Here is a 13,284-nt window from a genome sequence, read left to right on the forward strand (position 1 = left end):
CTTTTGAATGTTGGGAAGTCATTTTGACCACGAAAGAAATTTTTATAGGCAGTTTGCAAGTTTAGTTGAGCATTTGCCAAAGCTAATGAATCCACTTCTTTTAACCACTCAAATTCTGCTTTGTATTTCGCAGGAGTGGGAAGCTTTTGTTTTTTTAGTTGTTCTTTATCCTCTTTGTGTTTTTCATACGCTTCTTTCCGTTCAGCTAACATTCTGTTATACACGAAACGCACACAACCGAAGGTTTTACGCATAAGATGTGCTTGGTCTTCTGTTGGATACAAACGGAATTTATATGCTTTATTCTGCTTTGTCATATCATTTCACCTCACTTTTCACTTTGATTTTCAATATATGTTTTTACTACGTCTATTGGCGAACCACCAGTAGTTAGCAAGCAAAAGCTTCTTGACCAAAACATCTCTTTCCAAAGTTTCTTTTTCACTTGTGGAAAGTCTCTTTTAATAAGTCGAGAACTTGCACTTTTATAAGCATTGATGAATTTTGTCATTTCTGTATTAGGATGTGCTTTGAACAAAATATGAACATGGTCTACATCATGATTCCATTCAACTAATGTGATGTTATAGTTTTCAGATAGTCGAACAAACATATCTTTTGCATAGTCTGACATATCATCATCAAACACATTTCTTCTGTATTTCACGACCAACACAAGGTGATAATATAACAAGAATACTGAATGGTTATTACTATCTAATTTCATTTATATACCAGCCTTTATAATTTATAAGACTGCTTATATCAGAGGCAAAATAAAAAGGAAAACCTTTTGGCTACGCCAAACCGAAATTCATCTCCCACCTACCGTTGGGCTAAGCCCTTCACACGCTTGAGGAAGGAGAATTCTTTCGGGAAATTCGTTAAAAATTACTATCGGTATTACATAGATACGAAACTTCTCCTTCAAAACTCTTCCAAATTTCTCCTGTATGTATATGATATAGGATTATAATAAAATGTAAAATAAATTATTCTAAAAATTTAAAAAATCACCAGGATATTAAAATATCCATCATTTCCTTATGATTAAAGTAATTATATTTATATAAATCTTGATAATCATCAATGTCTAATTACAACAAAGTTCTAAACTAAAAGTAAAAAGAATGCCCATTACAGATAGGCATTCTTTTTTATTATTACAAGATAGTTCTATACTAACGAGACAATAATTCATATCAAAATTCACCTTAAAGTACAAGATAGTTTTGTACTACTTGTTCATACCCTGTTTTTCTTCCTGTAGTATAAAATTCTCATTATTGTGATCTCTAACTAATTTTTCTACGTATTCTTTTATATTTCCTACACCATTTTTGATAGCCACTTTTACTCCAGCACTATCTATCATCTCAGATAAAGTAACGACTTTCCCTTTAAACCTTGTATCTAATTGGTGCCTAACCCTTCTCTTTTGAAAATCTTGTACGGATTCCTCAAGAGTAGAAATATACCCCACTAATAAAGGATAGTTTTGTTTAACTGCAAGCTTATTATATGAAGCTAATATTGTACTAACTGCCGCATACGTTTTCCTAATTAGTTTCCCTCTAATTTCTTCATACTTTTCCCATTCATGAATAACTTTTTTAGCTTCCTCTACATAGGACAAATCTTCCTTATGATAATCTTCTACGCTCTTCTTGCTCATATTCTTACCTGAAAGCGAAGAAGGCGAATGTTCTTCTAGCCAGCTTTTATCATATTTATTTAACCAAGCATACGCGGCTCTATTTAGGATATTCAAACTTGCTCGTGTATAATTAGGATATTCATTACGAAGTTTTATCCATTCTTGTTTATATTGTAATGTTTTCTTTCTCTGCCCTATCACTAATTTTTCTTGCTTTGATATATTTATGGTTATTTTTTCTCTATCATCCAATATTTTTCGTATTGTATTTGTTGAAAAATTCGTTCGCAGGGCTATTTCTTTCTGGGTTAATTGATTAGATAAAAGTTTATTAAATTCTCGTTCCCAAACATGTCCTTTTTGCATAATCCTGTTATTGAAATACGGGACCTCTAAGGGGTTTTGTTCCCACTCCCTAAGCCGATAAACAAACCCACAACTACACACAAAATCTCCTTGAACTTCTCGATTTAGGCTGTGAACGCTAACTTCTACTTTCTCTACACATTTTTGTAAATAATGATCAGCTAAACGGTTCATACAAATCCAAGGTCCTTTTCCAAAAGGTTCATACGCGTATTCTTTTTCAAAAAAGTTTTTTGCAGTTCCGCATAAACATCGCATAACTAAAATATGCCTAATGGGGTGACAGTTGTATATTCCGCCTTCTCCTAAAACATATTTAATCCACGATGTTCTATCATTTATTAGAAATGATGAATTCAACATTTCCAATAGTGTTGGTGAGTAATGGTCTTGAATTAATTCACTTAATCGCCTATGCCTTTTCAGCATCGGATACCCAATTCCATTAACCTTCAAAAGTGTTTCATATTTCTCAAGATAATATTCTTTTGAAAAAGACGAAAAATCTTTGTGTAGTAAATAATCTATATCTTGAGCAATACTTATTAGTTCACCCATAAGCTTAGTTTCAAAATATACCTCATGGCTATGCTTATTCTTTGGATTAGGATAAATGAAATTATGATTTTTTATTTTAACAATATTAACAGGGTGCTTGATTAATGGAACCTGATGTTTAATACATACAAATACCCCCGGTATTTGATTTAATCTGTTCCAATATCCTTCACCGTAAAGTTGATGCTGCTCTTTTAAACACTCTGTACAATAGTAAAGATGCTCTTTAGATTTCACATCTCCTTTTTTGGAACTATACAATGTAGAATTAAATTTTATTACTTCCTCATCGTTTAATTTTGATAATACATTTTCATACCATTTTTTCGTTTTAAATGCTTTAACAAAAGGCAACATCGTATGTTTATCTAAAAAATAATCTATAGTGTACGAATCCGAAAATAGCTTTACCTTATCCACCAAATGTTTTATATGTTGGGAGATTGATTCAAACCGTAAAAACATTCCCGTACTTTTAAATAAATCCTTCATAGTGTTTTCTTTGAATATATCTGCACCATGAAAATGATACCTAGCTACTATGCTGTAAAATAGCTCCTCTTCATATGGTTTAGGAAAATACTTAAGCATCTTCTCTCTCCTTTATGAAAACCCTCATTTAATTGCGTGTTTCTTCAGAAATCTTATCCATTAAAACAATAATCTTCTAATGGACTTTTGATGTATCCCTTAGTATTCAAGGCCTCATACGCAGATATTTTTGTCTTTCTACCATTATTAATAATAAGTTGTAGTACATTTTCATCTACTGCTTCAGTTTTTATTTTTTTTCTTTTTTTCTCTCTTTCTGCAATATAACGTAATGCTTCTTTCATTAAATCTGCAATATTGAAACTAGGGAATTTGCCTAATACATATTTTGCAGCCTGCTCCGCGTCTCTTTCATTAACATCTAAATTTATAAGTGAAAGAATAATTTTTTCTAACTTTGTTGGTTCTTTTTTCAGACGCTCTTTTGCAATTTTTTCTTTCTTAGCTTGAATTTTTGCCTTCATATCAATTACTGGCATCTTATTCAACATATAATCTTGTATATCTAGGGGTATTATATCTTCATATTGTGCTATCTCTACTTCAAGACCCGATTTAAGAGCTTTCAACATAGGTTGCACAAGCTTTAAATCTTCCTTATTAACTTTTTTAATTAGTTCTACTGAAATTTTCTCTATTCCCGTTTCAATAGCTCTTCCCTGCGCTAATACAAACAGCTTTACTGCTATATCTACTATACCTTGGCTTTCTTCGTAGATTATATCTATTAAGTCTCGGTCAAGTTCTACATATTTCTTTGTCCATTGATAGTCCCACATACTTGTAATTAAAACTTCCCAATCCTCTTTATTGTTTATTTGTTGCCAAACCATATCGCCTTGCCCACTTCCTCTACGAGCCTGCCTAAAATCCTTTTGTAAAAGTGTTCTTGCTCTCATAGTTCCAATCAGCATAACCGGAATTCCTATTTCATTAATGAGGGTAACGAAAAAATTCATCATCTTCTCTGATGCAACTCCCTTTGTAGCTAAGAGATGCTGAATTTCATCAATTATTAGCGCTCCTACACAATGCAATCGTGAGATTTGTCCCATTCTAGTTACCATAGAACTTATTGAATTAGAGGTTTTTCCATACCTTTCAAGATAATTTGTTCCCATTAATTGATCTATTTTTTCAAAAAAACTTTGACACAAGGATTTTAAAGATCCATCGTGGGGGCAATTTAACTTTAACCAAACAACCTGAATTGTATTAAGCGGATGTCGATGGATAATTAGTTGAGGATATAACGAAAGTATTCGCTCAATAGCTGTTGACTTTCCAATCCCGGAGAATCCCATCAACGTAAAACTAGATGCAGTCGCCCTTATGTCTGCTGACAAACCTAACTCTTCATTATTTACTAGTTTATGATGTAATTCATTTAAGATTTGAACATGTTGTTTTTGAAGAGGATTACGATTTACATAACCATAGCGTAAAAACCGTGAGAATCTCCTTTCTAAATCGAGTGTTTGACCAATTGGTTGAAAAAAGCGGGTTAAACGTAATAAGGCATGATAACGATGATGATTTGATAGATTCCTCTCTTTTTCATGATAATTTGGTAAAAAACTCAATCGATCAAATGCTTCCTCATACGACAAGATACTAGGTAAAGCTTCTATTAAAGGATTCCCTTGATACTCATCTAATTCCTGAGTCTGATAATCAGCTAATAAGGCATATGTTCCATTATCTAACTGAACTTCTCTTGAATCATCATTCACGATTCTTTCCTCCTTCTCTTATTAAATAATTCTTTCACTGACTTACGTTCTAATTTCTCTTCTTTCTGTTCTTTAAGTGTATCTTCTATCGAAGCATTCTTATCATCATCTTCAAGCTTAAATACTTCTTCTGCTCTTCGTACTTTTCTTTCCAATTTGGTATTTTGATTAATATCTTTAAGCTTCTCGGCCTTTGATAGATTCTTTGTTTGCTTTTGATTTACTTCCTTAATTGCCTCATCAACAATTGATTGAATGCTATCAAATAAGTTTATCTCTCTTTGCAACAACGTATGTTCCTCTTTTTTAAAACTTTTGCTTTCTAACATATGCAATTGTTTAATTTCCTCTAAAGTTTTATTTTGATACCTCTCTTGATGCTTTAATAAATAGCATGTTTCAAAAATCTGCTCATCTTTTGTATGAATATAGATATTATTCATATTTCGAGGATCATAAGAGATATCTACCTTCCAGCTTTTTTCTGTTCTTGCTGTAGCAAACCATGATTTTTGTATTGCTGTTTCACAACTGTACAGCATCTTTTCAAATTTAATCCCCTTTGCGGTTACTGTAGCATGCCCTCTTGGCATCAAATAGAATTTTATTTTATCTGGATCCTCTATCCTTAATACCCCACCATTGTTTTTCACTCCCCAACTCCATAATTCAATTGGAGTAGGTTTTATGTTATTTGCTATCATATCTTCATCACGTATATAATCTTTCATATAAAAGTTTTTATTATAATGAAGAATAAAATGAATAATGATTTTTGTGTATTGCTCAATATCTAACTTTGCCTCTAAACGCGGATCTTTTGCGCCACGTTTCCCCCAATCCTTTGACACATACCCTGGCAAAAAAGGACGTATCTTTTCTTGTGATGTATCAAATAATTTTTCTACAATTCCTTTCCAATCTGGACGAAATGCTGGGTTATTTTTCACCTTTATGCCTAAAGCATCCCTTAAGTGATTTACATTATATCCTTCTAGCTCCCCACGATCCCCTATAATCTTCTTTGGTAAATGAGCAGCTGGCCAACAATCATTCGTAATATGGATACCATAGCTCTCACAAAACTCTTTTTTATTAACAGTTGCATTAAATAACGCCATCATCATCCCAACCCATGAAGGACCCTCTAATCCTACATAAAAACCTGTAATCATATGTGTATAAACATCTACTACAAAATAAATAATTGGTCTCTTTACTAACAAATCAGAATTGTACCGAGATGTTATATATACATTAGCAACTGTTGCATCAATTTGATAACTAGATCCTGGTCCTCGAACCTCAAAAGAAGAAGAGCCTAAAATAGCTCTATGATTTCTTTCAAACTCTTTCCGGCCATACTTCGCAGTAATAACTTCTTCTACTCCGTACTCCTTATTAAACCAATAATAAAATTGTCGATATGTAGGGATACTATCCTCATTCTCAATTACAATATATTTAGTACCGTCTTTATAACAAATATCTGCCTGAAAGGCATCTCTAATCATCATCTTATACGTATAAACCAGTGTATTCTCTGGGCTTGTAAAATAATAATATTGAACTGCCTTTTTAAAAACTTCTTTTATCTCTTTGGTAACATTAATACCTGTACTCTTTCTTGTCCTTGGTCGACCAGTTTTTTGTTCTCCCCAATTTTTATCCTGACCTTTGTTACCACAATTTCTATAATCAGGAATTAAACTATCTCTTACTTTCCCTCTTTGCCAATAATTCCTTAAATATTTATATACTGTTTGTTTAGAACAACCAAATTTTTCTTTTGCTTGATTAGTTAGCCTTCCTCTCTCATTTCTTTTATAAATACTAGGTTCCAGAGTTACTAAATCTTTTATAATACTCCATGCTTTATCTCTAATAGTAATGTCGGTTTCTTTCAATTCTTCATGATTTATAACTGGAAATAATTCATGAGTCTCGACTTTTTTATATTTTTCACTTACAAAACTCATATAAATATTCTTGATTGTATCGGCAAAAGGGAGAGCCTTCTCATCAAATATATCAATCAAATATGCTATGATATTGCCCTCATCAATCCATAATACTCTGTATATTTTTTCATCATCAATTGCTTTAAATGTTTCATTAACTGATAGCGTAATCACAGTTATCACCTTCTCCTTGATTGAAAGTTATTTCTTGAACACCTAAACTGTTTGGATTTAACTTCTTTACTCTCATATCTACGGAAATGATTTTTCTTGCTACTAGGTGTTTAAAATAATTGATTGATGAACCTACATCTAAATTGTATTTTTCATCAAATTCATTACAGAGGCTAATAAGATTCTTATCAGCTTGTTGAAAATTCATTAAATACTTTAAAAATATTTTGACCAATGTTACATTCTCAATGTCTTCTAAGTAATAATGTTCATATACCCAAGAAATATTTTCAGATAACTCTATAGGAATATCTTTTTCTGTCACAATCCCCCAACTAATTCCCTTTCTCGCCCAATACTCTCTTTCAACTTCAAATTTTTCAATCGTTCTTCTATCTTCTAATTCAATGCTAGGTTTTACAGTTCTAGCAATATATTTAATTTTTTCACCACTTCGAATCGTAAGAAAAAAATCTGTAGTTAATACAACTAATGTTTGTGTATTTGTACAGATAGGATGATTAATTCCTTTCTCTTCTGATATTTTATGTGTTAATTCTCTATTCAAAGGGAATTGTTCACGAATATCTATAACTTCTTTTCTCCATTCTTGCGTGAAAAAATATTTCTCTTCTAAATCGGATAAAAATTCATGCCCCCTATTTGTTTTCCATCCCTTTAATCGATTACTATTTCCTCTTGAAGATACATTTTGTATTGTTAGCCAGGGTTTATAATTACTTAATTCTCCTTGTCCTCTTCCTTCTTTTATATACTTCTCTATTTTTCTCTCAGTCCATTCATTATTACGCTTTGCCATCATCATCCCCCTCTAAAATTCGTTATCATTCCCAGTATGGGACATTATTATGCATACGATACATATGTAGCTTTATAAAAAAGATTGATAAGTTAAAACAAAGTTCGATTATTTAAAATAAAGATTGATTAAAAATTCTTTTTTTACAATTTTGCCCCTTAATGTAAAGCAGGTTAGTTAAATAATAAAAATAACAAGCATTCTATATTGAATGCTTGTTATTTTTATTATTATTTGGTGATGTACTAGAGAATGTTAGTATGCGATTTAATCCTTTTTTAGTAAATGGCATGAAACAATTAAGGATTATCCCCCCTAAACAAACAGTTAATAAAGTTCCAACGCCAATTGGTCCATTAAAAATCATTGCCATTATCAAAAATAAGAGGTAAATGAATGTTCTTGAAATAAATATATTTGTTCTAGTTAATTCTTGTATGATTAATGTTAGTCGATCAACTGGAATTGGTGCGAAATTAGTATGTAAATATGTTGCAGTTCCTAATCCTATAATAACTAAACCTAATCCAAAACAAACAAATTTGCTGTACCATAGTTCGGGTGTAATCAAATTGTGCAATAAAAAAAGCCACATATCAATGCCAACACCTGTTATAAATGCTGTTAACAACCCCAAAAATTCTGGTCTTTGTCTTTGTAAAATCGAATTACCACATATCAATAATAAAGCTATTATTATTTCCCAACTTCCCACAGTAAGCCCCACTTTTAAAGAAAGTCCTACTAAAAGCGCATCAAAAGGTGAAGTTCCAAGATCTGATTGTATTGTGAAAGAAATACCAAGGGTTAATATTAAAATTCCTAATACATAAAGAACATACTTCATTTTTATCAACCTCTTCATTGTTATTTTTGTTGCATTTACAATAAAAATAATTTATATTAAATGTAACTTTAAATTATTGCATTTGCAACAAAAATAAACGATAAGGAGTTCATTATGAAGGAAATTCTTCGTGAAATTGGAATGATTGCAAGGGCGTTAGATTCTATTAGTAATATTGAATTTAAAGAATATGAGCTTACAAAAGGTCAGTATTTGTATCTTGTGCGAATATGTGAAAACCCAGGAATCATTCAAGAAAAGTTATCTGAGATGATAAAAGTAGATCGTACAACAGCAGCCCGTGCTATCAAAAAGCTTGAAATCAATGGATTTATTGAAAAGAAAGAGGATGAATCTAACAAAAAAATAAAAAAACTTTTTCCGACAGAGAAAGGGAAAAATGTCTATCCCTATATTAAGAGAGAAAATGATTATTCCAATACTGTTGCATTAGAGGGATTTTCCGAAAAAGAAGCGGAAACTATTTCTAATCTCCTTCAAAGAGTAAGAAAAAATATAGAAAAAGATTGGGAATTTGTAAAAAAGGGAAATAAGAGGAATTATTGATTATATAAAGGAGCGAACTATTTAAATGACTACAAATATAGAAAAGTGCACCCTTGAAGATATACAAAAACTTCAAGAAATTAGTCATGAAACATTTAATGAGACATTTAAACACCAGAATTCACCCGAAAATATGAATAACTATTTGGAAAAGGCATTTAACTTGAAACAATTAGAAAAAGAATTATCCAATACCTCTTCGCAATTCTTTTTTGTCTACTTTAACAATGAAATTGCTGGATATCTAAAGGTCAATACCGATGATGCTCAGTCTGAAGAAATGGGCGATGAATCACTTGAAATAGAGAGGATTTATATAAAGGGCTCATTTCAAAGACATGGTCTTGGTAAATACCTACTAAATAATGCTATTGAAATTGCAATAGCACAGAATAAAAAGAATATCTGGCTAGGCGTATGGGAGAAAAATGAAAATGCTATTGCTTTTTATAAGAAAATAGGGTTTGTACAAGCTGGATCTCACTCCTTTTATATGGGGAATGAGGAACAAATTGATCTTATAATGATCAAAACACTCATATAACTTTTTTTGAAAGGTAGGTTATTATGTATATTCCAAAGTATTTTAAGGTCACAAATGTTGATGAAATTTGGGATTTTGTTCAAAAAAACTCTTTTGGAACAATCGTCACAACAAAAAAAGAGAAACCAATTGCCACTCATTTGCCTTTAGGGTTAACTAAAAAAGGTGATGATTATTTTATTACTGGACATATGGCTTATGGAAACCCCCAGTGGAGAACATTTGAAACTTGTGAAGATGTTCTTGTAATGTTTCAGGGACCACACTCTTACATCTCTTCTTCTTGGTATGGACATGAAGAAGTTCCAACATGGAATTATCAGGCCGTCCATGTATATGGTAAAGCAAGCATTTTAGATAAAAAGGAATTAATAGAAGAATTAACAACAATGCTGAAAAAATATGAAGGGAATCGAGAAAATCCAGTATTATGGGATAAACTTTCTCCTGATCTCTTAAAAAGTGAAATGAAAGGTATAGTTGGATTTAAGATTAAGGTGGGAGACATTCAGGCTGCATATAAATTAAGTCAGAACAGAAATGAAACAGATTATATCAACATCATTGATAAATTAAAAAATGAAGGAAATCCAGATTCAAAACAAATGGCAGAAATAATGGAAAAGAGATTGAAGTAGCACATATAAGCCCATCTTTATTCAATCTTAGCTACAAAGAAAGAATTAAAGAACGTAACTGCCAAGCTTATGAAGAATTGTATTTGAAGAAAATAGGCTTTAGTTGAAAAACTTAGCACAAAAATGATCGGATTTTTTTATAAAAGGATGATTCAATTAAATATAGAAAAAGCTTGTTTTGATCAATCTTTTTTTCGATACAAGCTTTTTCTATTTGTTCTTTTATCAAGGGCTATTAAATTAATTTAATCAAACTTTATTAAAAGGCTACAACATACACTTATAAAAAAAAGATACCTTATAAAAAGGTATCTATTTCACTTCTTTGTTTTGATATAAATTATGCAGTACTTGTTTTAATTCTGGTTTTATAGAAATAATAGAACGAACCATTTTTACTTGTTGTTCTGCATCTTCCACATTAGAAGCATGCCCTAATTCTAGTAATAATCCTGTTGCAACTGTACCTGTACGATTACGTCCACCAGAACAATGGAAAAATACTTTTTTATCTTGTTCAACAGCTTCCTTGACCGCTGCAATTGCATTTCTTACTGATTCATCTTGTCCTTCTACACCTTCTACGATTGGATAAGCATGACGTTTAATTCCAGCCGGAAACCCTTCTGGTTCTTCTCCACCAGCACGTAAATCAAACACCTCTGAGATCCCGTGCTTGTTTACTGCGTCTTGTATAGCGTCTACTCCACCAATATATACTTTTCCTTTTACTAGTTCGTGATAGTTAGTCATGTTTGTTAGTCTCCTTCAATTATTAGTTAGCAGCAGTTAGATCCGCCACTGATAACCAGGCCTGCACCCTGTTGATCTTCTACATAGTCTAGTGTCAATGTATTTACTAATTCAACAACCTTTGGATCCATTGCAACTTGAATACCGTTTACTGATTCTGTGACATCATTTTCTTGTGCTTCTCCTAAATTAATACCGTAGCTAGGACCACAGCACCCAGCCCCCTCAAATGTAAAACGTAGTGTTGAAACACCGTTTTCTTTCATAGCAGTTTCAATAAACGCTTTTGCTTTATCTGTAATATTCATTTTCATTTCTCCCCTTCATAGTAACTAATTAAAAATGATTTATTTTACTAAATTTTTAAGCTTCTCATACCCTACTATATCTTCCGATTGCCAAGGGATAATAACACAGTTATTTCGTGATTCCTTTTGTACCGCTTGAATCCAATGTATTTCAGACTGCGCTCTTCCTCTTAACACGGAATCGTTTGTATGTGTTGCGTAAAAACTTTGATTGATAACCCACCATTTTGGAGTAATATCCGCACGTTTTAAGTCTTCTTGTAGACGGCTTGCTTCATGGACTGGTGTTGCTTCTGCAAGTGTTACAATTACAACGCTTGTTTCTTCTGTATTACGCAAACGTGGTAATAAGTTTTTCACAGACCGTGGTACTTCACCCGTAGAACGTGCAATTTCCTTATGATACGTTTGTGCTGCATCTAGTAACAATAATGTATGACCTGTTGGTGCTGTATCAATTACTACAATTTCATCATTAGCTCTTTCAACAATATCGGCCAAAGCACGAAAGACTGCAATCTCTTCCGTACAAGGAGAACGTAAGTCCTCTTCAAGATACGCTAAACCTTCTTCATCAACTGTATCTTTTGCTTGCTCTATGACTTCCTTACGATAGTTTTCAACTTCTACTTTTGGATCAATTCGACTTATCGTAATGTTTCCTTGTTCTCCATGCATGACATAATCAATATGTGCTGCGGGATCAGTTGTAGTTAGGTGTACATGGTGTCCTTTTTCCGCCAGGCCTACTGCAATTGCTGAAGCTACCGTAGTCTTTCCGACACCACCTTTTCCCATTGTAAAAATAACTCGTTTTCCTGATTCTGAAAGATTAGTAATCAATGTCTGAAGTGAAGGAATAGAGACGTTATTTGTTTCTTCATCCGAAATCGAGAGATTTTCCATTGGTTGAACCAGTTTTCTCATATTCTCTATCCCAGTAACATTAAACGGTACTAATGGAATTTCATAAGTAGGAAGATTTTTTAATTCTTCCACCATGTTTTCTAACGCGCGTGATTGCCTCTTAAACAGTGCATTTGAGACATTATCATTTTGCATATAGTCTTTCAAAATCCCATTTACAAGTAGAAATTGATTACTAACACCAATTTCTTTTAATTCATGTGCCGCTCGTTCTGCTTCTTGTAATGGAGAACTATCTGGTCGTGTAACAAGCAATAACATCGTTTGATTCGGATTAGATAGTGCCTGAACCGTTTGACTATATAACTCTTTTTTATCACCAAGTCCTGCTAATGGTCCTAAACAAGAAGCCCCATGAGTACTTTCTTCCAGGAAACCACTCCAAGCCGTAGGAAGTTGAAGAAGACGTAACGTATGACCTGTTGGTGCTGTATCAAATATAATGTGATCGAATTTTGATGTTAATTCTTTATTTGTAAGTAACGTAGAGAATTCATCAAATGCAGCCATTTCTACTGTGCAAGCACCAGATAATTGCTCTTCCATCGTTGCAATAACAGCATCAGGGAGCTTTCCACGGTATGGACCAACAACACGTTCTTTATATTCATGTGCTGCTGTTTCAGGATCTAAGTTTGCTACTTGTAGATTTGGAACACTTGGAATTTCTTTTGGTTTATTCGTAAGTTCTATTTCGAACACATCTTGTAAATTAGAAGCGGGGTCAGTACTTATTAATAAAACTTGTTTCCCCATATCAGCTAACGTAATAGCTGTTGCACATGCAGTAGATGTTTTTCCTACTCCGCCTTTACCAGTAAAGAACAAAAATGGTGTGAATGCTATTGTGTTTGGATTATATAAGTTTGTCATTGCCTT

13 protein-coding genes are annotated in these 13,284 nt (G+C 32.5%); 3 read left to right on the forward strand and 10 right to left on the reverse strand.

The features are described 5' to 3' along the window. The 7 genes from ACO6VI_RS28740 to ACO6VI_RS28770 form a co-directional block, all read right to left on the reverse strand. The coding region (locus ACO6VI_RS28740; RefSeq protein ID WP_422424565.1) for a helix-turn-helix domain-containing protein at positions 1-317 on the reverse strand (317 nt) is incomplete at its 3' end. A gap of 11 nt (positions 318-328) precedes the next feature. After that, positions 329-727: an IS200/IS605-like element ISBth16 family transposase gene (gene tnpA / locus ACO6VI_RS28745; RefSeq protein WP_000762752.1), complete on the reverse strand. Its 399-nt coding sequence runs from the start codon at positions 725-727 to the stop codon at positions 329-331. 510 nt (positions 728-1,237) lie between these two features. After that, positions 1,238-3,172 (reverse strand): TnsD family Tn7-like transposition protein, encoded by a 1,935-nt coding sequence (locus ACO6VI_RS28750; RefSeq protein ID WP_071731673.1) that lies wholly within the window; start codon positions 3,170-3,172, stop codon positions 1,238-1,240. 53 nt (positions 3,173-3,225) lie between these two features. Beyond that, on the reverse strand, positions 3,226-4,866 hold the full coding sequence (locus tag ACO6VI_RS28755) for an ATP-binding protein (protein ID WP_000997197.1): 1,641 nt from the start codon (positions 4,864-4,866) through the stop codon (positions 3,226-3,228). Further along, positions 4,863-7,001: a Mu transposase C-terminal domain-containing protein gene (locus ACO6VI_RS28760; RefSeq protein ID WP_098977209.1), complete on the reverse strand. Its 2,139-nt coding sequence runs from the start codon at positions 6,999-7,001 to the stop codon at positions 4,863-4,865. Before ACO6VI_RS28760 ends, ACO6VI_RS28755 begins: the two co-directional genes overlap by 4 nt. Continuing rightward, positions 6,982-7,821 carry a heteromeric transposase endonuclease subunit TnsA gene (locus ACO6VI_RS28765; protein WP_071731675.1) on the reverse strand — a complete coding sequence of 280 codons (840 nt, stop codon included), beginning with the start codon at positions 7,819-7,821 and terminating at the stop codon, positions 6,982-6,984. Before ACO6VI_RS28765 ends, ACO6VI_RS28760 begins: the two co-directional genes overlap by 20 nt. A gap of 202 nt (positions 7,822-8,023) precedes the next feature. Next, on the reverse strand, positions 8,024-8,668 hold the full coding sequence (locus ACO6VI_RS28770) for a YczE/YyaS/YitT family protein (RefSeq protein ID WP_422424768.1): 645 nt from the start codon (positions 8,666-8,668) through the stop codon (positions 8,024-8,026). A gap of 114 nt (positions 8,669-8,782) precedes the next feature. Between ACO6VI_RS28770 and ACO6VI_RS28775 the strand changes: the two genes are divergently transcribed. From ACO6VI_RS28775 to ACO6VI_RS28785, 3 genes are read left to right on the forward strand one after another with little or no spacing between them, the layout of a single operon-like run. After that, positions 8,783-9,235 (forward strand): MarR family winged helix-turn-helix transcriptional regulator, encoded by a 453-nt coding sequence (locus tag ACO6VI_RS28775; RefSeq protein ID WP_071731676.1) that lies wholly within the window; start codon positions 8,783-8,785, stop codon positions 9,233-9,235. 25 nt (positions 9,236-9,260) lie between these two features. After that, on the forward strand, positions 9,261-9,779 hold the full coding sequence (locus ACO6VI_RS28780) for a GNAT family N-acetyltransferase (RefSeq protein ID WP_071731677.1): 519 nt from the start codon (positions 9,261-9,263) through the stop codon (positions 9,777-9,779). A gap of 23 nt (positions 9,780-9,802) precedes the next feature. Beyond that, on the forward strand, positions 9,803-10,417 hold the full coding sequence (locus tag ACO6VI_RS28785; protein ID WP_422424771.1) for an FMN-binding negative transcriptional regulator: 615 nt from the start codon (positions 9,803-9,805) through the stop codon (positions 10,415-10,417). Between the two features lie 312 nt (positions 10,418-10,729). Here the strand turns inward: ACO6VI_RS28785 and ACO6VI_RS28790 are convergent, their stop codons facing one another. The 3 genes from ACO6VI_RS28790 to arsA are packed head-to-tail and all read right to left on the reverse strand — an operon-like array spanning position 10,730 to position 13,278. Further along, positions 10,730-11,170, reverse strand: coding sequence for a protein-tyrosine phosphatase family protein (locus tag ACO6VI_RS28790; RefSeq protein ID WP_422424773.1), 441 nt, complete (start codon positions 11,168-11,170; stop codon positions 10,730-10,732). Between the two features lie 26 nt (positions 11,171-11,196). After that, positions 11,197-11,478 carry a HesB/IscA family protein gene (locus ACO6VI_RS28795; RefSeq protein WP_071731680.1) on the reverse strand — a complete coding sequence of 94 codons (282 nt, stop codon included), beginning with the start codon at positions 11,476-11,478 and terminating at the stop codon, positions 11,197-11,199. A 39-nt stretch (positions 11,479-11,517) separates the two neighbouring features. After that, entirely contained in the window at positions 11,518-13,278 is a 1,761-nt protein-coding gene (gene arsA / locus ACO6VI_RS28800) for an arsenical pump-driving ATPase (protein WP_071731681.1), read from the reverse strand. Positions 13,279-13,284 lie beyond the last annotated feature (6 nt).

The organism is Bacillus sp. PSXD-155, from assembly GCF_049310765.1.
GTDB lineage: Bacteria > Bacillota > Bacilli > Bacillales > Bacillaceae_G > Bacillus_A > Bacillus_A cereus.

What these genes read in the sequence shown, in the direction of transcription:
- tnpA (WP_000762752.1), bottom strand. Translation starts at nt 727, where the DNA reads ATGAAATTAGATAGTAATAACCATTCAGTATTCTTGTTATATTATCAC.
- ACO6VI_RS28750 (WP_071731673.1), bottom strand. Translation starts at nt 3,172, where the DNA reads ATGCTTAAGTATTTTCCTAAACCATATGAAGAGGAGCTATTTTACAGC.
- ACO6VI_RS28765 (WP_071731675.1), bottom strand. Translation starts at nt 7,821, where the DNA reads ATGGCAAAGCGTAATAATGAATGGACTGAGAGAAAAATAGAGAAGTAT.
- ACO6VI_RS28770 (WP_422424768.1), bottom strand. Translation starts at nt 8,668, where the DNA reads ATGAAGTATGTTCTTTATGTATTAGGAATTTTAATATTAACCCTTGGT.
- ACO6VI_RS28775 (WP_071731676.1), top strand. Translation starts at nt 8,783, where the DNA reads ATGAAGGAAATTCTTCGTGAAATTGGAATGATTGCAAGGGCGTTAGAT.
- ACO6VI_RS28780 (WP_071731677.1), top strand. Translation starts at nt 9,261, where the DNA reads ATGACTACAAATATAGAAAAGTGCACCCTTGAAGATATACAAAAACTT.
- ACO6VI_RS28785 (WP_422424771.1), top strand. Translation starts at nt 9,803, where the DNA reads ATGTATATTCCAAAGTATTTTAAGGTCACAAATGTTGATGAAATTTGG.
- ACO6VI_RS28790 (WP_422424773.1), bottom strand. Translation starts at nt 11,170, where the DNA reads ATGACTAACTATCACGAACTAGTAAAAGGAAAAGTATATATTGGTGGA.
- ACO6VI_RS28795 (WP_071731680.1), bottom strand. Translation starts at nt 11,478, where the DNA reads ATGAATATTACAGATAAAGCAAAAGCGTTTATTGAAACTGCTATGAAA.
- arsA (WP_071731681.1), bottom strand. Translation starts at nt 13,278, where the DNA reads ATGACAAACTTATATAATCCAAACACAATAGCATTCACACCATTTTTG.